18 protein-coding genes are annotated in these 22,805 nt (G+C 56.0%); 4 read left to right on the plus strand and 14 right to left on the minus strand.

Annotation, left to right across the window (positions count from 1 at the left end):
- Positions 1–5 precede the first annotated feature (5 nt).
- The 3 genes from lolE to lolC are packed head-to-tail and all read right to left on the minus strand — an operon-like array spanning position 6 to position 3,155.
- Positions 6–1,253, minus strand: coding sequence for a lipoprotein-releasing ABC transporter permease subunit LolE (lolE, locus tag DCH402_RS12600; RefSeq protein ID WP_040001395.1), 1,248 nt, complete (start codon positions 1,251–1,253; stop codon positions 6–8).
- Positions 1,250–1,957: a lipoprotein-releasing ABC transporter ATP-binding protein LolD gene (gene lolD / locus DCH402_RS12605; protein ID WP_040001397.1), complete on the minus strand. Its 708-nt coding sequence runs from the start codon at positions 1,955–1,957 to the stop codon at positions 1,250–1,252. Before lolD ends, lolE begins: the two co-directional genes overlap by 4 nt.
- A complete protein-coding gene (gene lolC, locus DCH402_RS12610; RefSeq protein WP_040001399.1) occupies positions 1,950–3,155 on the minus strand; it encodes a lipoprotein-releasing ABC transporter permease subunit LolC in 1,206 nt (401 codons plus the stop codon). The genes lolD and lolC overlap by 8 nt, the downstream gene beginning before the upstream one ends.
- Before the next feature lie 128 nt (positions 3,156–3,283).
- Here lolC and mfd point away from each other — a divergent pair, with 128 nt between their 5' ends.
- The 3 genes from mfd to yegD all read left to right on the plus strand — a co-directional run bounded on the left by mfd (position 3,284) and on the right by yegD (position 10,200).
- Positions 3,284–6,736, plus strand: coding sequence for a transcription-repair coupling factor (gene mfd / locus DCH402_RS12615; RefSeq protein WP_200864853.1), 3,453 nt, complete (start codon positions 3,284–3,286; stop codon positions 6,734–6,736).
- Between the two features lie 465 nt (positions 6,737–7,201).
- On the plus strand, positions 7,202–8,707 hold the full coding sequence (locus DCH402_RS12620) for an EAL domain-containing protein (protein WP_040001401.1): 1,506 nt from the start codon (positions 7,202–7,204) through the stop codon (positions 8,705–8,707).
- Positions 8,708–8,850: 143 nt separating this feature from the next.
- The gene (gene yegD, locus DCH402_RS12625) at positions 8,851–10,200 is read left to right on the plus strand and encodes a molecular chaperone (protein ID WP_040001403.1); all 1,350 of its coding nucleotides are present in this window, start codon (positions 8,851–8,853) and stop codon (positions 10,198–10,200) included.
- 24 nt (positions 10,201–10,224) lie between these two features.
- On the opposite strand, the gene DCH402_RS12630 is transcribed toward yegD, so the two are convergent.
- From DCH402_RS12630 to DCH402_RS12640, 3 genes are all read right to left on the minus strand, one after another.
- Complete coding sequence (locus tag DCH402_RS12630) at positions 10,225–11,040, minus strand: arylamine N-acetyltransferase family protein (protein WP_040001405.1); 816 nt, start codon at positions 11,038–11,040, stop codon at positions 10,225–10,227.
- 170 nt (positions 11,041–11,210) lie between these two features.
- Positions 11,211–13,586, minus strand: a complete 2,376-nt coding sequence (locus DCH402_RS12635) for a glycoside hydrolase family 31 protein (RefSeq protein ID WP_040001406.1) — start codon at positions 13,584–13,586, stop codon at positions 11,211–11,213.
- Positions 13,587–13,631: 45 nt separating this feature from the next.
- Complete coding sequence (locus DCH402_RS12640; protein WP_040001407.1) at positions 13,632–14,930, minus strand: MFS transporter; 1,299 nt, start codon at positions 14,928–14,930, stop codon at positions 13,632–13,634.
- 300 nt (positions 14,931–15,230) lie between these two features.
- On the opposite strand from DCH402_RS12640, the gene DCH402_RS12645 reads away from it, so the two are divergent.
- Positions 15,231–16,304, plus strand: a complete 1,074-nt coding sequence (locus DCH402_RS12645) for a LacI family DNA-binding transcriptional regulator (protein ID WP_040001409.1) — start codon at positions 15,231–15,233, stop codon at positions 16,302–16,304.
- 74 nt (positions 16,305–16,378) lie between these two features.
- On the opposite strand, the gene DCH402_RS12650 is transcribed toward DCH402_RS12645, so the two are convergent.
- The 8 genes from DCH402_RS12650 to hinT form a co-directional block, all read right to left on the minus strand.
- The gene (locus DCH402_RS12650) at positions 16,379–16,918 is read right to left on the minus strand and encodes a glycine zipper 2TM domain-containing protein (RefSeq protein WP_040001411.1); all 540 of its coding nucleotides are present in this window, start codon (positions 16,916–16,918) and stop codon (positions 16,379–16,381) included.
- Between the two features lie 366 nt (positions 16,919–17,284).
- Complete coding sequence (locus DCH402_RS12655) at positions 17,285–18,592, minus strand: NAD(P)/FAD-dependent oxidoreductase (protein ID WP_040001412.1); 1,308 nt, start codon at positions 18,590–18,592, stop codon at positions 17,285–17,287.
- A 292-nt stretch (positions 18,593–18,884) separates the two neighbouring features.
- Positions 18,885–19,427 (minus strand): alpha/beta hydrolase YcfP, encoded by a 543-nt coding sequence (gene ycfP, locus DCH402_RS12660; protein WP_040001414.1) that lies wholly within the window; start codon positions 19,425–19,427, stop codon positions 18,885–18,887.
- 35 nt (positions 19,428–19,462) lie between these two features.
- Positions 19,463–20,488, minus strand: coding sequence for a beta-N-acetylhexosaminidase (nagZ, locus tag DCH402_RS12665; RefSeq protein ID WP_040003576.1), 1,026 nt, complete (start codon positions 20,486–20,488; stop codon positions 19,463–19,465).
- Between the two features lie 88 nt (positions 20,489–20,576).
- The gene (locus DCH402_RS12670; protein ID WP_040001416.1) at positions 20,577–21,446 is read right to left on the minus strand and encodes a phosphotransferase; all 870 of its coding nucleotides are present in this window, start codon (positions 21,444–21,446) and stop codon (positions 20,577–20,579) included.
- Positions 21,424–22,017: a penicillin-binding protein activator LpoB gene (lpoB, locus tag DCH402_RS12675; protein WP_040001417.1), complete on the minus strand. Its 594-nt coding sequence runs from the start codon at positions 22,015–22,017 to the stop codon at positions 21,424–21,426. Before lpoB ends, DCH402_RS12670 begins: the two co-directional genes overlap by 23 nt.
- A 21-nt stretch (positions 22,018–22,038) precedes the next feature.
- Positions 22,039–22,422, minus strand: a complete 384-nt coding sequence (locus tag DCH402_RS12680) for a YcfL family protein (protein WP_040001419.1) — start codon at positions 22,420–22,422, stop codon at positions 22,039–22,041.
- Positions 22,423–22,429: 7 nt separating this feature from the next.
- Positions 22,430–22,780 carry a purine nucleoside phosphoramidase gene (gene hinT, locus DCH402_RS12685; protein WP_033576257.1) on the minus strand — a complete coding sequence of 117 codons (351 nt, stop codon included), beginning with the start codon at positions 22,778–22,780 and terminating at the stop codon, positions 22,430–22,432.
- Between the last annotated feature and the right edge of the window lie 25 nt (positions 22,781–22,805).

Genomic DNA, 22,805 nt, shown 5'->3' on the forward strand with positions numbered 1-22,805 from the left:
GAATATTACTGGCCGCTCAATATCCGGGCCGGATCGATACGGCTGGCGCGGCGAGCCGGATACCAGCTGGCAATCAAACTCAACACCAGCGAGGTGCCCAACACGATGACCACATCCAGCAGATGCAGTTCCGAGGGCAGAAAATCGATGAAATAAATATCACCGGACAAAAAATGGTGACCCGTCAACGTTTCGAGACTACGGATAATCGGCGTCAATTGCAGTGTCAACACAATCCCCACCACGGTACCGACTACGCTGCCGAGCAACCCGGCCAGTAACCCGTACCAGACAAAAATCGCGCGGATCAGGCCATCGCCCGCCCCTAGCGTGCGCAATACCGCGATATCGCTGCTTTTGTCCTTCACCGCCATCACCAGCGTGGAAACAATGTTGAAACAGGCCACGCCAATCACCAGTACCATCGCCAGATACATAATGGTACGGATCATCTGGATATCGCGGTACATGTAGCCGTAAGTACCGATCCAACTACGGATATAGACAAAGCGATTGGTCGCTTCACCCGCGTCATGCACCAGCTTCTGAGCGGCAAACACATCCTGGGCTTTGATGGCGATCCCCGTAATGCCATCGCCCAACTCCAGATACTGCTGTGCATCAGCCAGCGGCACCAGCGCCAGGCTGTGATCCAACTGACCGCTTAACTGCAATATCCCCGCCACCTGCAAGCGGATTCGCTTCGGCTGCAACAGCTTCATCTGCGGGTCGCTGTTGGGGATCATCACCGTGACCCAGTCGCCGCTTTTCACACCCAGCGTGTCTGCCACGCCCTTACCGATAATCACTTGCTGCGTGCCGGCATGAAAGCGCGACCAGGCGTTATCCTGCACAAACTGCGGCAACGCGCTGAGTTTCAGTTCCTGTTGCGGGTCCACGCCTTTGAACTGAATCGCCTTCAGGCTGGCGCCGTTCTCCAGCAACCCGGTAAAACTGACGTACGGCGCCGCCGCGGCAACGCCGGGCACCTGTTCAACCTTCGGCAACAGCGGCTGCCAGTTTTTGAACGGCTGCTCGCCGGCTTCAATCTCGCCATGCGGAACGACAGCCAAAATACGGTTGTTGAGTTCGCGCTCGAAACCGTTCATCGCACTCAGGCCGACGATCAATACCGCCACGCCAAGCGCAATGCCGAGAGTGGAGATGACCGAAATCAACGACACCATACCGCTGCGGCGACGGCCGCGGCTAAAACGCAACCCAACCAGCAGCGAAAGCGGAGGAAAGGTCATTGCGACGCCCCCATCAGGGTTAACTCCTGCTGCAACTGGCCGTCGCGCATTTCCAACTGCCGGCCGAGGCGGCTGGCCAGGCGCAGGTCATGCGTCACCACCAAAAATGCCGTCCCCTGACGGACGTTCAGTTCACCCAACAGTTCAAAAATTGCATCGGTAGTACGCTGATCAAGGTTGCCGGTCGGTTCGTCCGCCAGTACCAGCGATGGGTTATTCACCAGCGCACGGGCAATCGCCACACGCTGGCGCTCGCCGCCGGACAGCTCCGAGGAGCGATGCTGACTGCGCTGCGCCAGGCCGACCGCCGCCAGCATGGTCTGCGCCCGTTCTTTGGCCTCTTTCGGCGCCACGTTGCCGATCAGCAGCGGCATCGCCACATTTTCCAGCGCGGTGAAATCCGGCAGCAGATGATGAAACTGATAGATAAACCCCAGTTCGCGGTTACGCAGCGCGGCTTTCGCCGCCGCCGACAGTTGATTCAACGTTTTACCCTGAAACACCACCTCGCCGGAGGTCGGCGCATCCAGCCCGCCCAGCAAATGCAACAAGGTACTTTTACCTGAGCCGGAACTGCCGACAATCGCCATCATTTCGCCTGTCTGCATGTCGAACGACACATCACGCAGCACATCGGTAGACAGGTTGCCTTCCTGGTAGCGTTTACACAGCTGACGGCACTGTAATAAAGGTGAATTACTCATAACGTAAAGCCTCTGCGGGATGGGTGGCGGCCGCGCGCCAGGAAGGATAAAGCGTGGAAAGCAGCGCCAGCAGCATCGCCACCAGCGCGATCGCAATCACCTGCAACGGCTGAATCTGTACCGGCAGCGCGCCACCGTCAATCAACAACCCCAGCATCGGTATCAGGGTATTCAACTGGCTGGCCAGCACCATACCCAGTATCGCGCCGACCAACGCCCCCACCACACCGGCGCCGCCGCCCTGAACCATAAAGACCGCCATGATCTGCCGCTGGGTGAGTCCTTGCGTCTGCAAAATAGCGACTTCGCCCTGTTTTTCCATCACCAGCAAACCCAGTGAAGTAATGATATTGAACGCGGCGACAGCCACAATCAGGCTCAATAACAGCCCCATCATGTTTTTCTCCATCCGGACCGCCTGGAACAACTCGCCTTTGCGCTCACGCCAGTCTTTCCATGCCGTCCCTGCCGGCAACGCCTGCTGACCCAGCGTATCCACCGTCAGCGGTTGGTCAAGCCACAGCCGCCAGCCGGTGATGTCGCCGGGCGCATAGCGCATCAGGCGCGACGCATCCTGCTGGTTAACCAACAGTTGATAACCATCCACTTCGCTGTGGGCGTAAAACGTCCCGGCGACGGTAAACAACCGCTGGCTCGGCACACGTCCCATCGGCGTCAACTGGCTGGCGCCGGTCACCATCAATCGCACGTGATCACCCGGCTTAACGCCGAGCTGGCTGGCCAGTTGTTCACCGAGAATCACCTGATATTGACTCGGCTGCAGTTGCTGTAGCGACGCCGCCTTAGTCAAATAGGCCGCCAGCGGTTCCTGTTCGTCCGGATTGATACCGAGCATTACGCCCACCGCCACGCTGCGGGCGCTTTGCAGCACGACATCGCCGGTCGTGAGCGGCGCGATACGGTTCACACCCTTCAGCGCAGAGAACGAAGAAGCCGGTAACATCTGTGGATTAAGGGAGCCTTGCGGCGTCGTGATCAGTGCCTGAGGCATCAGCCCCAGGATGCTGTTTTCCAGTTCCCGCTCAAAGCCGTTCATTACCGACAACACGGTAACCAACGCCATCACGCCGAGGGTGATACCAATAGCGGATAACCAGGAAACAAACCGCCCAAAGCGGTCCGCGGCCCGCCCTCGCATATAACGCAGGCCAATAAAAAGTGCGACAGGTTGATACATGAAATCCGTCTGGATGAGGTTGCTAAAGCAAAGTGAACAAGGATAATAAAGGGTAGTACCGCTTTATGGAACCCTAAGCCCCTCTCTTCACGACTTTTTCTTAGTGGATATCGAGACCTGATAATCGGATGATGCCTGAACAATATCGCTATACCTTGCCTGGCAAAGCCGGCGAACAACGCCTGCTGGGTCAGCTTACCGGCGCGGCTTGCGCCGTCGAATGCGCAGAAATCGTTGAACGTCACGCCGGACTGGTGGTGCTGATTACGCCCGACATGCAGAATGCCCTGCGGTTGCGTGACGAAATTCAGCAGTTTACCGGGCAACCGGTCATCACGCTGCCTGATTGGGAAACCCTCCCTTACGACAGCTTCTCACCTCACCAGGAAATTATCTCCGCCCGTTTATCCACGCTCTATCAGCTTCCGTCACTGACGCGCGGCATCTTGATCCTGCCGGTCAATACCCTGATGCAGAAAGTGTGTCCACACCCGTTTCTGCACGGCCATGCGTTGATGCTGAAAAAAGGGCAGCGGCTGTCGCGCGATACGCTACGTAACCAACTGGAGCAGGCTGGTTACCGCAGCGTCGACCAGGTGATGGAGCACGGTGAGTTTGCTACCCGCGGCGCACTGCTCGACCTGTTCCCGATGGGGAGCGAAGAGCCGTTCCGTATCGATTTTTTCGACGATGAAATCGACAGTTTGCGGCTGTTCGACGCGGATACCCAACGCACGTTGAATGAAGTCGAACACATTTATCTGTTGCCGGCGCGGGAATTTCCAACCGACAAAAACGCCATTGAGCTGTTTCGCAGCCAATGGCGCGAGCAGTTCGATGTCCGGCGCGACGCCGAGCACATCTACCAGCAAGTGAGCAAAGGTACCCTGCCCGCCGGCATCGAGTATTGGCAGCCGCTGTTTTTCAGCCAGCCGCTACCGGCGCTGTTCAGCTATTTGCCGTCCGGTACGTTGCTGGTCAATACCGGCGACATTCAGCAGGGTGCGGAGCGTTTCTGGCAGGATGTTCAGCAGCGCCACGCCAGCCGCGGCGTCGACCCGATGCGCCCGTTGTTGCCGCCGGATGCGCTGTGGCTATCCGTTGATGGTTTTTTTGCCGAACTCAAACAATGGCCGCGGGTACAATTGCGCCAGGATACGCTGCCGGACAAAGCCGCCAACCTGAATCTGGGCTATCAGCCGTTGCCTGACCTGGCAGTCCAGCATCAACACAAATCGCCGCTGGATGCGCTGCGCCGGTTCGTCGAGCAATTTAGCGGGCAGGTGGTGTTTTCCGTGGAGAGCGAAGGCCGTCGGGAAACGTTGCAGGAACTGCTGTCCCGCATCAAATTGTCTCCGCTGGCGGTAAAAAACCTTGAACAAGCCGCGTCGCCGGGTTGCTATTTGATGATAGGCGCCAGCGAGCACGGTTTTATTGATACTCTGCGTCAACGCGCGCTGATCTGCGAAAGTGATTTGCTGGGCGAGCGCGTCAGCCGCCGCCGTCAGGACAGCCGCCGCACCATCAATACCGATACCTTGATCCGCAATCTGGCGGAGTTGCGCCCAGGCCAACCGGTGGTACACCTTGAACACGGCGTCGGCCGTTACGCCGGGCTGACCACGCTGGAGGCCGGCGGCATCAAGGCGGAATACCTGATTCTGCACTACGCCGGCGAAGACAAGCTGTACGTACCGGTATCCTCATTACACCTTATCAGCCGTTATGCCGGCGGGGCGGAAGACAGCGCGCCGCTGCACAAGTTAGGCGGCGACGCCTGGACGCGGGCACGGCAGAAAGCGGCGGAAAAAGTACGCGACGTCGCGGCCGAGTTGCTGGATGTTTATGCCCAGCGCGCCGCTCATACCGGTTTTGCGTTCAAACACGATCGGGAACAGTACCAATTGTTCTGTCAGGGCTTTCCGTTCGATACCACGCCGGATCAAGCCCAGGCCATCAATGCGGTACTGAGCGATATGTGCCGCCCGCTGGCGATGGACCGATTGGTGTGCGGCGATGTCGGCTTCGGCAAAACCGAAGTGGCGATGCGCGCCGCGTTTTTGGCGGTAGAAAACCATAAACAAGTGGCGGTACTGGTACCGACGACCTTGCTGGCGCAGCAGCACTTTGACAATTTTCGCGACCGTTTCGCCAACTGGCCGGTGCGCATTGACATGCTATCCCGCTTTCGCAGCCAGAAAGAACAGGCTCAGGTGCTGGAACAAACGCAGGAAGGCAAAGTGGATATCCTGATCGGCACGCATAAATTACTGCAAAGCGATGTCCGCTGGCGGGATTTGGGATTGCTGATCGTCGATGAAGAACACCGGTTCGGCGTGCGTCACAAAGAGCGCATCAAAGCGATGCGCGCCAACGTCGATATTCTGACGCTCACCGCCACCCCCATTCCACGCACCCTGAACATGGCGATGAGCGGCATCCGTGATTTGTCGATCATCGCCACGCCGCCGGCGCGCCGTCTGGCGGTGAAAACCTTTGTGCGCGAGTACGATAGTCTGGTGGTGCGCGAGGCGATTCTGCGTGAAATTCTGCGCGGCGGCCAGGTGTACTACCTCTACAACGACGTCGAAAATATTGACAAGGCCACCCAGCGACTGAGCGAACTGGTGCCGGAAGCGCGCATCGCCATTGGTCACGGTCAAATGCGCGAGCGCGATCTGGAGCGGGTGATGAGCGATTTCCACCACCAGCGCTTCAATGTACTGGTGTGTACCACCATTATTGAAACGGGTATCGATATTCCCAACGCGAATACCATCATCATCGAACGTGCCGACCATTTCGGCCTGGCGCAGTTACACCAGTTGCGCGGCCGCGTCGGGCGCTCCCACCATCAGGCTTACGCGTACCTGCTGACCCCGAATCCCAAAGCGATGAGCAGCGATGCGCACAAGCGCCTGGAGGCTATCGCTTCACTGGAAGATTTGGGCGCAGGGTTTGCCCTCGCCACCCACGATTTGGAAATTCGCGGCGCCGGCGAATTGCTGGGGGAAGACCAGAGCGGCCAGATGGAAAGCGTCGGCTTTTCGCTGTACATGGACTTGCTGGAAAGCGCGGTGGAATCGCTCAAAGCCGGCCGGGAACCGTCGCTGGAAGATCTGATCAGCAGCCAGACCGACGTCGAGCTGCGTCTGCCGGCGCTGTTGCCGGACGATTTTATTCCTGACGTCAATACCCGTCTGTCGTTCTACAAGCGTATCGCCAGCGCCAAAAACGATGGTGAACTGGATGACCTGAAAGCGGAACTGATCGACCGTTTCGGCAAGCTGCCGGATGCCGCTCGTCACTTGTTGCTGGTGGCGGCACTGCGTCAACAGGCACAAGTGCTGGGTATCAAACGGGTTGAAGGGAATGACAAAGGGGGGTTCATCGAATTCAGCCAGCATAATCGCGTCGACCCGACGTATCTGATCGGTCTGTTGCAACGCGATGCTAAAGTATATCGATTGGATGGCCCTAGCCGATTGAAATTCATCAAGGATCTGGCGGGATATCCGCAACGACTGACGTTTATCACCCAGTTGCTGGAAGAGATGACGAAACACACAAGTGCCGCCTGATTATATTTTCTGTCCTAAATTGTGATGGCCCGACTAAAATCAAAGGAATAACCGCCGATATACCCTAAATAATTCGAGTTGCAGGAAGGCGGCAAGCGAGAGAATCCCGATGAGCTTACTCAGGTAAGTGATTCGGGTGAACGAACGCAGCCAACACACCTGCAACTTGAAGTATGACGGGTATAAATATTCCGATTAATTAACGTTGCAGGACAAAACGTTTTGCGTTTTGAACAACACGCCATGTTACAAACCCCGTTCAGAGGCTTGTAACATGGCAACCGGGAAATCTTCGGCGCTTATTGCCATAATGCGACGGCACAGCCTAAAACTGTGCCGGGCGCGGTTTGCCTTGCGCCCCAACGGGCGAGGCCCATGGATGGTCAGGTTATATCGCCAACATACCTGTAACATTGACGATGACGGTTATAGAACAACTATAAGGTCAGAGCAAGGGCCATACCAATGAATAAACTAATCGCTTTGTTGACCTTTGTAGCGATGTTCGCCATGGGCTTATGGGCAATTTACTATCAGGACTATCGTGCTGATCGTCAGGGCGCTTACGCCAATGCGGAAAGAGCGGTCAAAAATATCGAAGAAATTCTCGACGAGGCCAAAAACGCGGTGGAAGACAGCAAACCGCTACTGGCCCTCTCCTGTACGCCTGAAGTGATCCGACAATTGAATATGACGGCGGCGGTTGCCAGCCATCTGCGTACCGTCAGTCTGATCAAACGTGATGTGGTGTACTGTTCATCATTATACGGCGTGGATAATCGCCCTGCCGCGCTGGAACGTTTCCATATGCGCGAGCTGGCGCTGCTGGCGGGGAATTCCGTCACGCCGGACAGAACCCTGATTATGTATCTCGCCAGCACAGCATACGGCAGCGTCGGCGTGGCGATACACGGTCAGCACCTGACCAGTGTGCTGGATCTACTCAGTAAGCGGCGCAACCTTTATTTATTAGTCGGCAACACCTGGATATCCCGCGAGAATCAGGTATCGACATTTAATCCCAAAGATCTACCCAATTTCGTTATCATCCCTTCAGGTCATTACCATTTTTCTATTCTGTACTCTCTCAACGAAAAGTATTCTCTTGCCGATTTTTGGTATAAGGAAAAAATGACGTTTCTGATAGTCTTTCTTATTGCCCTTGGCTCCGGATTCCTGGCTTACAAATATTCGACGCGTATTAATTCGCCTTATGATGGCATTCGGCGTGCGATTGAAAACCAGGAAGTGTTGCCCTATTACCAGCCGGTGATTTCCACGGTATCGCGGGAAATTTACGGCGTAGAAGTGCTGGCCCGCTGGCATCACCCGAAAAGCGGTTTTATTTCTCCCGATATTTTTATTCCGCTGTGTGAACAAAGCGGGCTGATCATTCCGATGACGCGTTCGCTAATGAGTAGTGTGGTACGTGATTTAACGCCCCATCTCAACACCCTGCCGGACAATTTGCATATTGCCATCAATATCAGCGCCCAGCACTGCCAGTCCGACGATTTCATTACCGACTGTCAGAATTTTATCGCCGCTTTCGGCGATAAAAACGTGCATTTGATGATCGAAATTACTGAGCGGGAAAAAGTCGACATTACGCCGGAAACCATCGCCTTCTTTAAGAAGCTTAGCGATGCCGGCGTGCTGATCGCGCTGGACGATTTCGGCACCGGCTATTCCAATTTCGACTACCTCAGAAAACTGCATGTCAATGTCATTAAAATCGACCAGTCGTTTGTCAGTATGATTGATGAAAATGATCCGCAATCCAGCACGTTGGTGAACTGTGTTATCGATCTGGCGCAACAGATGAAGCTGATGACGATCGCCGAAGGGGTGGAAACCGAATTTCAAGCCGAATTCTTGTCCCGTAAACACATCAATTTCATGCAAGGGTATTTCTTCTCCAGACCACTGCCGTTTGATGAACTGGCGCAAACCTGGCTCGGCAAACGCTGAGCCAGGTTTGGCGGGACGATGCCTTAGAGCCTGTTGGAAGAGGTGCTTAGCGACAACCGATTTTTATCCGTCTTCTCTCTTTACAACCCCCGGAGCAAGCGGTAAATTCCCGCCCCTTCTCTACTGGCATGGGGATAACAATCATGTTTGTCGGCTTTGACTACGGTACGGCCAACTGCTCGCTGGCCGTTATGGAACACGGAACGCCACGCTTGTTGCAACTGGAGCAACAATCGTCTTATTTGCAATCGATGCTATGCGCGCCCAGCCGCGAAGCGGTCAGCGAATGGTTGTGGCGGCATCATCAGGTAGCGACGGAGGGAGAAAACGCCCGTCTGTTGCAACGCGCCATCAGCCACAATCGCGAAGAAGATATTCAGGTGCAACCAGACAGCGTGCGATTCGGATTGGCCGCGCTGGCGCACTATATGGATGACCCGGAAGACGTCTGGTTCGTTAAATCGCCGAAATCATTTCTCGGCGCCAGCGGGTTAAAGCCGCAACAAATTGCGCTGTTTGAAGATCTGGTCTGCGCCATGATGCTGCATATTCGCCAGCAGGCGGAACAACAACTCGACCAGCCGATTGAACAGGCGGTCATCGGGCGGCCGATCAACTTTCAGGGAATGGGCGGCGAAGAGTCCAACCGTCAGGCGCAAGGGATCCTGGAACGGGCCGCACAGCGCGCCGGGTTTCGTCAGGTGGCGTTTCAGTTTGAACCGGTCGCCGCCGGGCTGGATTTTGAGGCCACACTGCAACAGGAAAAACGGGTGCTGGTGGTGGATATCGGCGGTGGCACCACCGACTGTTCGATGCTGTTGATGGGCCCTGACTGGCGCAATCGCCGCGAGCGTGCGGAAAGTTTACTGGGCCACAGCGGCTGCCGGGTCGGCGGCAACGATCTGGATATCATGCTGGCATTCAGGGAGTTCTGCCCGTTGCTGGGAATGAACGGTAATACCGAAAAAGGCACGGCGCTGCCGATATTACCCTGGTGGAATGCGGTCGCCGTCAACGATGTACCGGCGCAGGCGGAGTTCTACAGTAGCGCCTGCGGCACCTTGTTGCGCGCGTTGATCCGCGATGCGCGCGAGCCCCACAGGGTGGAACGCCTGCTGACCGTATGGCGTCAACGGCTCAGCTATCGGCTGGTGCGGCTGGCTGAAGAGCAAAAAATCGCGTTGTCGCAATCAGATACTTCGCTGGCTTGTCTGCCGTTTATCACACCCGGTCTGGAAACCCACGTCAGCGTCAGCCAACTGGAAGAGGCTATCGTCCAGCCGCTGGACCACATCAAACAGCAACTGATTCAGGCGCAAAAAAACAGCCAGACACGGCCGGACGTGATTTATCTGACCGGCGGCAGCGCCCGCTCGCCGTTATTGCGTGCTGCCATCAGCCACTGTCTGCCTGATGTTCCTATCGAAAGCGGCGACGATTTCGGTTCCGTGACCGCGGGCCTCGCACGCTGGGCGCAGACGCTGTTCCGTTAAACGCCATTTCACCGGGCTAACGCCTCAGGAAACCGCTGTCGTAAGACGTGCAAACCAGTGCTGGCTGTCGTAGTCGTCCGCCAGCACAATGCCAAAATGTTGTTGCAGACAATCCAGATAATCGCGATGACTGCCGATAAGACGCTCACTTTTCTGGCCCTGTCGGGTTACGATCAGGCGGTTATCCGACAGTGTTAACCGCCCTTCCGGGGTGACGCGGGTACACAGCGCCTTGTTGGTGAACGGCGATAACGGCGAGGTTTGATGGTAGTGCGCCATCCCGGCATACTCCGCCAGTTGGTGAGGTTGCAGCGTAAACTTGTATTGCGTCTTCCATGCCTTGCCGGGCTGTTGTTGCTGTAATTGATACTCTCCCGCTTCCGTCACTACCCGATAACGGGCAAAAGCCTCGTCAGACACCGTCCCCGACAGTGGTACCGGCACGCAAAATGAATCGCCAAAGCTAATATCGGCAATCACCGCCGACTGCGGTAATTCAACTTTTAAAAATAGATGGTCAAAAGGCTGCCCATAATGGCCGTCATCGTTCCACACCTGGCCGGCCAACAGCTGTACCTCAAACCCCAACGCCTGCAGCAATAAATAAAAACCGTAGTTGAGCTCGTAACAAAACCCGCCGCGCCGATCATCCACGATTTTACGATAAATGGCCGATTGGTTAAGGGGTATCGGTTTTCCGAACACCACATCCAGGTTTTCAAACGGAATATGCATGAGGTGGGCAAGATGAAGTGTGCGCAGTTGTAAAGCCGGTTCAGCAGGCAATGCACTGACGCCAATGCGCTGCAAATAGCGTTGAACTTCCGAATGATTCAGCATATGTCTTCCCGGTGCCTGAATAAAAGCCTATCCCAAGGTGGCATTGGCAATATGCCGTCGATAATACCCCTTCGCTGCCTATTGATAAACGGGACGTCCTATTCGGCTGATAATAAAGGCGATAACGGTCACGAAGCGGCGCAGCCGACAGGGATGCGCCGCGCGTCCCGCTAGCTGCGGGAAGACAACCGATACTGCATGGTGCGCTCGCCGTTGATATAGAGCGTGCGCCGCTCATCAGGCGGCAACTGTACCGTCAATTGTTGCCAGGCCGGGATAAATGCCCCTTCGGCACGAAAGGTCACGTCGATGCGTTGCGCACTGCAACAGACTTCCCAGCGCAGCCACAATGCCTGTCCGTCACGCCAACGGTGCGTTTCGCCGTCATCCTCAAACAGCAGCCCTTGCCGGATGCCGTTGCCTGTCTGCGGGAACAGCAGCAAGGTGCGCTGATCGTCGCTGGCCGGGCAGACAAAATCGGTACGCGCCGACAACGGTATCATGGCGCCGGCGCGGACCAGCAGCGGCAATCGTTCCAGCGGCGCATCCAGCGTCACTGTTTGGCCGCCGCTGAACCAGTCGCCACGATAAAAATCATACCAGCCGTCGTCATTATCCGGCAGATAGACCTGCCGCTGGCGCTGCCCCGGTTCCACCACACTCGCCACCAACAGATCTCTGCCAAGCAGGAAGTCATCGGTTTCCTCGAAGGTTTGCGGGTCATGCTCGTGATCGAGAAACGTCGGGCGCAGCATCGGCTCGTCGTCGGCATGCGCCTGCCAGAGCAAGGTATACAGATAAGGGAGCAGTCGATAACGCAATTGGACGGCATCACGGATAATCGGCGTCACCGCCGGGTACATCCAGGGTTCATTAACCGTGGCGTCGTCATTCCACGAGTGAATGGTAAAGCGTGGATGCATCACGCCGTTTTGTACCCAGCGGACAAACAGCTCGGCATCCGGTTTATTGCCGGAAAATCCCCCCACGTCATGCCCCACGTTATACAAACCAGACAGGCTCATACCGACCCCCATCCGGGTGTTATAACGCAACGTCTGCCAACTGGTGCGGTTGTCCCCGCTCCAGGTTTGTACGTAACGTTGCATCCCGGCGCTGCCGGATCGTGAAATCAGATAGGGCCGCAGTTCGGGTGCAAAGCGCTGCTGCGCTTCCATTGACGCCCGCATCATCAGCAACGGCATCAACGGGCGAATATGCTTGATGGCAATCGGCTGACCGAAGCCATGACAGCGCGCTTCACCATCCCACACCTCGAATTCATTGTTATCGTTCCAGGTAGAATCGATGCCTTTCTCCAGCAATTGTCGGGTGACGTTTTCCTGCCACCAGTTGACGGTGTCCGGATTGGTGAAATCCAGATGAGAACCCTCATCGTCCCAAAAACTGGAACGTTCCGGGCTATCCGACTCCGAATCACGCACAAACAAGCCTTTCGCGGCCACTTCCTGATAGCGGGGATGATCCTGCAACAGGCAAGGTTTGATATTGGCGGCCAGATGCAACCCTGCGTCATGGAACGCCTGGCTCATCTGCTCCGGCTGCGGCACTTTGTCGTAGTTCCAGTTGAACACGTAACGCTTGTTGCCGATTGAGGTATAACCGGACGAGAGCTGGAACGAATCGCACGGGATCGCATGCTGCCGACACAACGCAATAAAGGACAACAGTTGCCGTTGGGCATCCGGCGCATCGGTGTAATGCATGGTGGAACCGCTATAGCCGAGGCTCCATTTTGGGCCGAAGCAGGTTTTACCGGTGAGCCGGACAAACGCTTTGGTCACATCGAGGATCGCCGGGCCGAACAGAAAATAGTAATCCAGATCCCCGGCTTCAGCCTGATAGCGCCGGTAAGCCTGATGGTAATTGTCAATTTCGTTGCCCAGATCCAGCCAGGTGGAGCTGAGATTGTCATAAAACACGCCATAGCTGGCACCCGGCTGGTTCACAATGGTAAACGGCAGGTGCTTATACAGCGGGTCGGTGCTTTGCGCGTTATAGCCCATCGCATCCAGATTACGAAATTCAAAACGACGACCGGCGCGGTTGAGATCCCCGGCTTTTTCCCCCAGCCCGTAGCAACGCTCCTGCGCCGTGCGCCGCTGGTAGTGCGCCACGCCATCGCCGTGCCGATTGAGCAGGTAGGCGCCGGTCGGCCGGTCGGACGCCAGCGGTTGCCACTGCCCGTGCGTATCGCGGTATTCCCAAGACAGCCACAACGGCTGGTGTACCGTCACCCGTAACTGCGCGGTGCTTACCTGCAACGCATCGCCTTGCCGGCACAGCGTATAACCCGGCAGCGCGAAACCGTCGCTGCTCTCCCGCTCCCGCCCCTGCCAGGGAACATCCTGCTGCGGTGCGATGCTCCAGGTACGGTTCAATCGTAGTGCATCATCCTGCTTAATCAGTACCCGCATCAATCCCGGCGCCAGCACGTACAACATAAAACGATGTGCGCCGTCCACCAGGAGTTCAACCCGATCCTCGGCCTGATGGTGCAATACCCAATGTTTCAATGTCTTCATAACATCACTCGTCTATTCGGAAATTCTGTCAATACTGAAACGTTATCAATGTGCGCGCTGACGACGCTCGGCAATGAACGCCACCAAAAACAGCGCGCCAAACAAATCAAAAAAGCCCATCGCCACAAACAGCGGGTTAAAGCCAATCGTGTCGGCGGTCACACCAATCAGCAGCGAGAACAGGAAACTGGCAATCCAGGCGCTGGCGCCGCGCATACCGTTAACGGTCGCCATCTGGCCTTTGTCGAACGAATCCACCACCACCGCACTCAACATGCAGGAGATGATTTGATGGCCAAAACCACCGATGGAAATCAGAATGATGGCCAGATAAGGATTTTGGGTCACGCTGACCAGTGCGAGCGACAACATCAAAAAGGCACCGGTCACCGAGCTGCCCACCACAGAATTAATCCGTGAGCAACCAAACCAGCGGGTGTAAAGCTTGGTCAGGTAACCACTGGCGATACTGCCAAAATCAGCAGCCAGAAACGGCAGCCAGGCAAACATGGCGATCTGTTTCAGATCCATACCACGCTCTTTCGCCAGATACAGCGGCACCCAGAAGCTCAACACCGCCCAGGCTGGTTCGGCCATAAACGCCGGAATAGCGATACCGTAGAAACGGCGATTTTTCAGCACCGTTTTCATGGCGGTGAAAAAGGGTTGTTTCACCGGTGCCGGTTCGTTGTCCTGACGGATAAACGCCAGCTCTTCTTTACTCAGGTGCGGGTGCTTTTCCGGGTCATGGTAAAACAGCCACCACAACACCACCCAGAGCATGGCCAGCACCCCGGCAAAGATGAATGCCCCCTGCCAGCCCAACAAAGAATGAGCAACGACGATGATCGGCGGTGCCAGCATTGCACCGATGGAAAACCCAACGCCGGCCCAACCGGCAGCAACAGGCCGCTCCTGGCGCGGGAACCACTCGCCGATGGTTTTGGCGTTGGCCGGCGTGGCCGCCGCTTCAGCGCCTCCCATCATGAAACGCAAGATAGCAAGCTGCACCCAACTGCCGGCACCGGCATGCAACAGGCACATTAGCGCCCAGATGACCGCACAAATCATAAAGCCCATCTTTAGGCCGATAACGTCGATCAACCATCCACACAGCGGCTGAAATATCGTATAGGCCAACTGGAACGCACCGACAATCCAGGAATATTGCTCGGTGGTGATATTCAATACGGTTTTTAATTCAGGTGCCAAAATACCCAGAGAATTACGGGTAATGTAATTAACGGTGACGCCAAACAGAAATAACGCCAGTACCCACCAGCGCAATTGTTTAAATTTTCGTTTTTCATTCACAACGGGAGAGGAATTAACGTCGAGACTCATGGTGATCTCCTTGCAGCAGACGAGAGTGAATACCTTTCGGCACACACTATCCTGATGTTCTAATAATCAGATTTTTATAAGGTTTTTATGTCTGTAAGCGCATTCCCCCGGCGTAGTACGGCCAGAAGAATCACGACGTAGTCAGCGTAAGAAAATAAAAAAGCCGGAGATACTCACTTTTTTGCAACTATTTTCATGGTAGCGTCGGTATCCGCTGTTTTTGGTCATTTTCATACCTAAAACCGCCTATTTTTCGGCCATGAAAATATTTTCATCACTCAAATTGAGCAGGATCACAAAATGACAAAAAACCTCAGGATCCGCGATATTGCTCTGCAAACCGGTTTTTCCGTCAGCACGGTTTCGCGGGTGCTGGCGGGCAAGTCGAATACCAGCGAGGCGGCACGTATTCGCATTCTGACGGCGGCCCGGCAATACGGTGTGATGGATCACCTGGCCACCGGCCGTTTACTGCTCAATAGCCTGACGGTGTTTGCACCGGAGCGCGCGTTTAACAGCCGGGCGGACATTTTTTATCACAAGGTGTTGCAAGGGGTGCTTGATGCGCTGGACTCGCACGATGTCCGCCTGCGTTACTGTGGACTGGCGGAAAACGACAGCGATGCGTCGCTGTTTCTGGAAAAGATGTCATCACCGGAAACCGAGGGCGCCATTTTATTGGGTATCGATGATTCGTATATCCATGCCCTGGCGGTGGAGTTGAATAAGCCCTGTGTATTGGTGAACTGTCTTGATCACAAAATGAAATTATCGGGTGTGTCGCCGGCACACCAGCTCATCGGCGAGTTTGCCGCCAACTATCTGATTGAACAGGGGCACCGGCAGATTCTCACCGTATTGTGCCTGCGGCGCTATACGATGGAGTGGCGACTGGCAGGGATCCGCGATGCTTATCAACAGCACAATCTGCCCTTTATTGATGACCTCCACTTGCTGACCCCTCACGGTTTCGGCAGTGTGGAAACGGAACAGGCGGTCAGCGATTTTCTGGCCACCTGCCCACAAGAACATTACCCTACCGCCATACTGGCGGGCGGCGATTTTATGGCGGTGGGGGCAGTCAATGCGCTACATAAAGCCCGACTGCGCGTGCCGCAGGATATCTCGGTGATGAGCATGGATGGCGCCAATCTGGCGTCGATACAGGATATTCCGCTCACTTCGGTGCTGATTCCGCGTGAAGAACTGGGGCGGGAAGCCGTCAGGTTATTACAGCTTCAGTTGATGCAACCTGAACGAGGGAGCAGCAACATTCTGCTCAACGGTACACTGGTGATCAGAGATTCGGTAAAACGCATTCGACCCAGTCAACGCCATTCGCCGGTGCAGGACACCGACTTATATGATACTTGACTCAAACTGACGGTATTAACCGTATCAGGCCCGCGGTCGGCTGCATGACTACGCGGGCCTGTGGGTCTGTTGCATTAACTTGACTGATTGATAATCAACTGGCCGTTGCGATCGAGCGGGATACGTGTACCGGGATCGCGATCCATCCGGATTTTGCCTTCCTGATCGCCGATTTTGTAGGTGACATCATAGCCCAGCACTTTCTGCGATTTATCATACACCGTCTGGCAGCGCTGCTGCGTAGAGGTGGTGGTATCGCCGTCCTGCATTTTTCCCTGCACCTGATTACCTGCATAGCCACCGGCCAGCGCGCCGGCGACCGTGGCTACATCGTTCCCTCGCCCGCCGCCGAATTGATGACCCAGCACACCGCCGGCAACCGCACCCAGCAGCGACCCGGCGATACGATTCTCGTCCTGTACCGGCTGACGATGCGTCACCGTGACGTTACGGCATTCCTGACGTGGTGTTTTTACGGTTTCTTTAATGGGGGTAGCCGCCAGCACCTGGGCAAACTGCGGTCTGGATGCAAACACATCCAGACTGGCAACGGCCGCCACGCCCAGAGCAGCAGCCATACCGATACCCACACCCGCTAACATTGACTTGTTCACAGGAGACCTCCTGAATAAATAATCACGCATCTTCCATCTCACCCGCTGCGCCTTTAACGACACATGACAAGGTGATGATTGACCCGAAACCCACTACCGGGGCGCGGTGTGCGCGCTACACCGCCCGATGTGATGAAGTCTGCCTAATCCCCCCAGCACTCTCAATCGGATTACTACCTCAAAAAGGTTGCACAGATAACAAAACTGTCACGTTTGAGAGTTTTCTTACCTTTAGTTGGCGTTAGAGCAATATTTTATTCTGAAATAAACACAATGCGGAAAATCATAGCCGCCAGACGGCGGCGAGAATGGAACATTGCCCGCCAGACGGCGGACAATCGGGAGGCAACGACGGGTAATATCGCCTTAGTGCAGTTTAAGACGCGGGCGGATAACCCGATTAATGCTGCCGACCAGCATCATCAGGCCCGTTTTGAGGTAGCCATGCAGAGCAATCTGGTGCATGCGGTACAGCGAAATATAAACGAAACGCGCAATGCGCCCTTCCACCATCACCGAACCGCGCATCAGGTTACCCATCAGACTGCCGACGGTGCTGAATTTAGACAAGGACACCAGCGAACCGTGGTCTTTGTAAACATAGGGTTTCATCGGCTGATCGCTCAGCAACGCCAGAATGTTGCTGTAACAACGTGACGCCATCTGATGCGCCGCCTGAGCGCGCGGCGGTACAAAGCCGCCACCCGGCTGAGGGCAGGAAGCGCAATCGCCGATGGCGAAAATCGCCGGGTCGCGCGTAGTCTGTAACGTCGGTTCCACCACCAATTGGTTAATACGGTTGGTTTCCAAACCGGCGATGTCTTTCATGGCGTCAGCAGCTTTAATGCCGGCGGCCCACACCATCAGGTCGGCGTCGATAAATTCACCGTCTTTGGTATTCAGGCCGCCCTGCTCGGCGCTGGTTACCATAGTTTGGGTCAACACGCGAACCCCGAGTTGGGTCAGCTCATGGTGCGCGGCAGCGGAAATACGCGGCGGCAATGCCGGCAGAATACGCTCGCCCGCCTCTACCAACGTCACGTTCAGTGCCTGATTACTGAGGCTGTCAAAACCGTAGCTGTGCAATTGCTTGACCGCATTATGCAACTCGGCGGACAGTTCCACGCCAGTGGCACCACCGCCGACAATCGCAATATTGACCTTCTCTTGTTCGCCCTGAGAAGCGGAGAATTTGAGGAACAGGTTGAGCATTTCGTTATGAAAACGGCGGGCCTGTTTCGGGTTATCCAGGAAAATACAGTGATCTTTGACACCGGCGGTGCCGAAGTCGTTAGAGGTACTGCCCAGCGCCACCACCAGAATGTCATACGACAGCGAGCGGGCCGCCACCAGCAATTCTCCCTGGTCGTCGCGGATTTCAGCCAACTGGATGGTGCGCTGTTCACGGTCAATGTCAATAAGGGAACCCAGTTGGAAGTTGAAATGATGGTTACGGGCATGCGCCAGATAGCTCAGTGCATCCATATCGTCATCCAGCGAGCCGGTCGCCACTTCGTGCAACAGCGGTTTCCACAGATGGCTGTGATTACGATCCACCAGTGTGATTTCCGCTTTATTTTTGCGGCCCAGCTTGCGCCCCAGGCTGGTGGCCAGTTCCAATCCCCCGGCGCCACCGCCGACAATCACGATTTTCTTGATTGGCAATGATGTCAAAATGACCCCCTGAAAATTTGTGAACCAACAGTTAATAAAGGGTAAAAAACAATATCCTTGAATTACATATGGTTATGTCACAACAAATTGGATATTTGTGATGAGGATAACATGTAAGGTCATTTGGTCATACCAAAATTGATTTATATCAATTTACTTTAATTACAGATTGTCGACCTGAAAAATTAGACTTTGATAACCAAGGGGTTAGCATAAAAGTGCGGCGGAGGGGAAATAAGCCGCCGGCCCCAAGGTACGGGCCGGACAGCCATGAAAAGCAGGGAGGAAACGATCAGCCCAGCGACTTAAAGGCCTTGATGCGTTGCAGATGCGAAGAAATATCACGGAACTTGTGGCCTTCAGTCTCGTTCCAGATTACCTCGTAATATTCACCCAGCAACTGGGCGCTACGCTGGTTGTCCAGCCTATCATCATGCCGCGACAGCACGACCATGCAGCGATCGCGGTTTTTTTCACGGAAATTCTCCACGCACTTGGTGGCGATATCGGCGTATTCTTCCGGGCGATCGATTTTACCGGCCATATTTTCTTGCGGGAACAGATTGGGGTTGAACATCACCTGGCGAATATCGCACAGAAAACCGATGCGTTCAGCCCAGAATCCCCCCAGCCCGACACCGCAAATCAGCGGGCGATTATCTGTATTCAATTGCAGCATCTTGTCGACTTCCCGAAGCAAATGCTGCATGTCATGGCGCGGATGCAGGGTGCTGTAGCTCACCAGTCGGACATCCGGGTCGATGAACTGCAACTGCAGCACTTTCTCATGATTACCCGGACTGCTTGAATCAAAACCGTGCAAATAGATGATCATCTGTGCCTTCCTTCCAGCCTTGTTTAACGGGTGACTCAACCGGCGGCTTTATGTGCCTGCCAGCGTTCACTCAGTGCCGTCAACTGCGACGTCGCCTGCTTCCAGCGCGATGAATTCAGCAGTTCCCGACGCGTGATCACGCCCCGATGATAAAGCGTCTCCAGACCCGGTACTTTGACCGGAGACAGATTATCCAATACGCTGATTGCCCCCTGCCGTTGATTGCAGACCAGGATCATATCGCAGCCGGCATCCAGCGCCGCCTGGGCGCGCTCGGCATAACCGCCCATCACCGCGGCCCCCTTCATCGACAGGTCATCCGAGAAGATGATACCGCCGAATCCCAGTTCCTGACGCAGTACCTGCCGCAGCCAGTACGGCGACCCACTGGCCGGACGAGGATCGGCATCGCTATAAATCACATGCGCCGGCATAACGGCATCTAACTGTTGCCGGGCAATCAAATCCCGGAAGACCCGCATATCCCGCTCACGAATCTGCGCCAGCGGGCGCTCGTCTCGCGGTGTTTCCTTATGGGAATCCGCCGTTACCGCACCGTGGCCGGGGAAATGCTTGCCTGTCGCCTTCATCCCTGCCGTGCGCATACCGGTGATAAAACGCTCCGCCACGGCCAGCAAGGTATCCGGGTCGTCGTGGAAAGCACGATCGCCAATTGCGGCGCTCTGGTGGCCCACATCCAGCACCGGCGCAAAACTGATATCAATATCCAGGGCAGTCATCTCCGCCGCCATCACCCAGCCGGCGTCTTCAGCCAGTTGCTGCGCCTGCGCCAGCGAATTCAACGCAGCAAACGACTGCGCAGCCGGCAGTGCGGTAAAACCGTTACGGAACCGCTGTACCCGGCCGCCTTCCTGATCGACCGCCACCACCAGCCGTTCACGCGAGGCACGACGTATTTGACGCACCAATTCCGCCAGTTGGTCGACATCGTGAAAATTACGGCTGAACAGGATCACGCCGCCGACCAGCGGGTGCGCCAGCACCTCGCGATCTTCCGCGTCCAGCTCATAGCCAGCCACATCTAACATTAACGGACCCACAAAAACCTCTTTTGTTAATTGCACATCGCTCTGGTTGTCAAACCGCTTACACGGCCGTCCCGGCGGCACTATTCCGTCGTATCACACACTATTCCGTCGCATCACGCACTGTCGCACCACGCAGCGCATCGGCCGTCTGCCGGTAATACGCCTCGCCGGTCTGTCGCCAACGGACTTCGAACCACATCAACACCAGATAATCCGCCCAATATTGCCAGCGCGCCACCTGTCGCCGCAATGATGTCGGGCGCATGCCGCGCCAGTGGCGGCAGTAGGCGTGTAAAAAATCCTGTTGCTGTGCGTCATTGAGTTCACCACTCCGGAACAGCAACGCCAGCTCTAGTCCGATATCGCCATCCGCCGCATATTCCCAGTCAATCAGCCGCCAGCCGTTATCGGTACGCAGCAGATTGCCGGGATGGACATCCAGATGCAGCGGCGCAATCAATAGCGGCGGCGGCAACGGTTTATCGATAAGTCGCCGGCAGGCGCGCTGCAGCCGCGGCGCACGTCGGGTCGGGTCCATATTCTGCCAGTGGTGCGCTATCAGGCGTTTCAATGGTAGCGGATAGCCATAACGCGGCAGATGGTGCAGGCGCGCCATTAACGCCGCTAACTGCCCTTGCGCCAGCGCCGCCGAAAATTGCGCGCCATCGGCGGGTTCGCCCGCCAGCCATGGCACCAATAACCAGCCATTACGCCAGCACACCGGATGAGGCGCCAACGACTGCCCGCGCAATTTACGCAGCACATGAAACTCACGCTGCCGGGACGTCCCCAACTGTCGTCCCTGCGGCGTTTCTCCACGCGCCAGCCACAGCCCGGCCGGAGAATGTACGCGCCAGCTCTGCTGGCTCAGCCCGGAAACCGGCTGTAAATGAAAACCGGCGGTTGCTACCGCCGGCAGAACCTGCTGTAGCAGCGCGCTTAGCGCATCACTGCTGGCGAACCGTACCATTGCCGGACCAGACAATCTCGCCGGTCTGCACCAGCATCAGTTGCATCGACAAATCCGGTGATTTCACGTCTCCGCTGGCATCGGCATACAGCACATACTGCGCACCGACATACCGGGCCAGCCCCACCGCTTTGCTACGCGATTCCAGGCTATCCTCTTCCGATAACCCCAACGACTGCCGGGCCACCCCCAACTGCTCACGCGAGACCATAGTAAACTGCCCGGCTGCCGTCAGCGCGTTGTACAGCGCCGTCGTCGCCTGCGAGGTCTGCAGCGAACCGTTGGTGTTATTTTTAAGCTTGTTCAACAGCAGAATGCTGCCTTTGGCGATGCCGTCGGTTTTCACCATCTGCCCTACCAGCGGCGTCACCGCAGCAGACCAGTTCAATACCGGCACCTGAATTTTCGGTGGCGTCGGCAACGGTTGACTTTCCGACGGCGGCAACGACGGTTTTACCGGTGTAGGAGGCACGGCCGGCTCGATGGCGGCGGGTTGTTCCGTTTGCTGCACCTGACTGCTACAGCCTGCCATCACCAGCGCCATCAGCACGACGCCAAGATATTTTTTCATGTCTGTCCTCTCAATCACGCATCAGAGAAAAAGATAAAGCCGCACCTGGCTGGCCGCCGGATTGGCATGCGTGGACACAAGGGAGATATCCGTATGGGCAGGGATCACTACCGTCTGGCTAACATCCAGCGGCGACACATCCAACCCTTGCTGATCATACCAGTAAAAGCGATAGTGCAGCGTCACCGGCTTTCCCGATGTATTGCCGACACGAGCCGATGCCTGCTGACCTGCACTGCCACGCGACAGCGACGGACGAGAAGCGCTAATGCCGGCCGCCACTATCGAAGCGTCCAGCACCAGCGTCTGTTTGGCATTAATGTTCAGGCCGGCCGTCCTGCTGCATCCGGTAAGCGACATCCCCAGCAGCAAAGCGACCATTACGCCCGATAAAAATACGCGCATAACCGCATCAACCGGCCAGCAACGGCCCCAGCGGGCGACCGCCCAGCAGATGCATATGGATGTGATACACCTCCTGCCCGCCGTGGCGATTGCAGTTAATGATCAGACGGTAACCGTCATCCGCAATACCTTCCTGACGGGCAAGGCTGCCCGCAACGGTGATCATGCGGCCCAGCGCGGCTTCGTGCTCTGGCGCGGTGTCATTCACGGTGGGAATCAGCACATTCGGCACAATCAGAATGTGGGTGGGAGTTCGTGGCGCAATGTCGCGAAAGGCCGTCACCAGTTCGTCCTGATAGATGATATCGGCGGGGATTTCCCGACGAATGATTTTACTGAAAATGGTTTCTTCAGCCATAACACTGTTCCTTCAAAAATGAGCG

Origin of the sequence: Dickeya chrysanthemi NCPPB 402 (assembly GCF_000406105.1) — a bacterium.
Taxonomy (GTDB): Bacteria; Pseudomonadota; Gammaproteobacteria; order Enterobacterales; family Enterobacteriaceae; genus Dickeya; species Dickeya chrysanthemi.

What these genes read in the sequence shown, in the direction of transcription:
- lolE (WP_040001395.1), bottom strand. Translation starts at nt 1,253, where the DNA reads ATGACCTTTCCTCCGCTTTCGCTGCTGGTTGGGTTGCGTTTTAGCCGC.
- lolD (WP_040001397.1), bottom strand. Translation starts at nt 1,957, where the DNA reads ATGAGTAATTCACCTTTATTACAGTGCCGTCAGCTGTGTAAACGCTAC.
- lolC (WP_040001399.1), bottom strand. Translation starts at nt 3,155, where the DNA reads ATGTATCAACCTGTCGCACTTTTTATTGGCCTGCGTTATATGCGAGGG.
- mfd (WP_200864853.1), top strand. Translation starts at nt 3,284, where the DNA reads ATGATGCCTGAACAATATCGCTATACCTTGCCTGGCAAAGCCGGCGAA.
- DCH402_RS12620 (WP_040001401.1), top strand. Translation starts at nt 7,202, where the DNA reads ATGAATAAACTAATCGCTTTGTTGACCTTTGTAGCGATGTTCGCCATG.
- yegD (WP_040001403.1), top strand. Translation starts at nt 8,851, where the DNA reads ATGTTTGTCGGCTTTGACTACGGTACGGCCAACTGCTCGCTGGCCGTT.
- DCH402_RS12630 (WP_040001405.1), bottom strand. Translation starts at nt 11,040, where the DNA reads ATGCTGAATCATTCGGAAGTTCAACGCTATTTGCAGCGCATTGGCGTC.
- DCH402_RS12635 (WP_040001406.1), bottom strand. Translation starts at nt 13,586, where the DNA reads ATGAAGACATTGAAACATTGGGTATTGCACCATCAGGCCGAGGATCGG.
- DCH402_RS12640 (WP_040001407.1), bottom strand. Translation starts at nt 14,930, where the DNA reads ATGAGTCTCGACGTTAATTCCTCTCCCGTTGTGAATGAAAAACGAAAA.
- DCH402_RS12645 (WP_040001409.1), top strand. Translation starts at nt 15,231, where the DNA reads ATGACAAAAAACCTCAGGATCCGCGATATTGCTCTGCAAACCGGTTTT.
- ycfP (WP_040001414.1), bottom strand. Translation starts at nt 19,427, where the DNA reads ATGATCATCTATTTGCACGGTTTTGATTCAAGCAGTCCGGGTAATCAT.
- DCH402_RS12670 (WP_040001416.1), bottom strand. Translation starts at nt 21,446, where the DNA reads ATGGTACGGTTCGCCAGCAGTGATGCGCTAAGCGCGCTGCTACAGCAG.
- lpoB (WP_040001417.1), bottom strand. Translation starts at nt 22,017, where the DNA reads ATGAAAAAATATCTTGGCGTCGTGCTGATGGCGCTGGTGATGGCAGGC.
- DCH402_RS12680 (WP_040001419.1), bottom strand. Translation starts at nt 22,422, where the DNA reads ATGCGCGTATTTTTATCGGGCGTAATGGTCGCTTTGCTGCTGGGGATG.
- hinT (WP_033576257.1), bottom strand. Translation starts at nt 22,780, where the DNA reads ATGGCTGAAGAAACCATTTTCAGTAAAATCATTCGTCGGGAAATCCCC.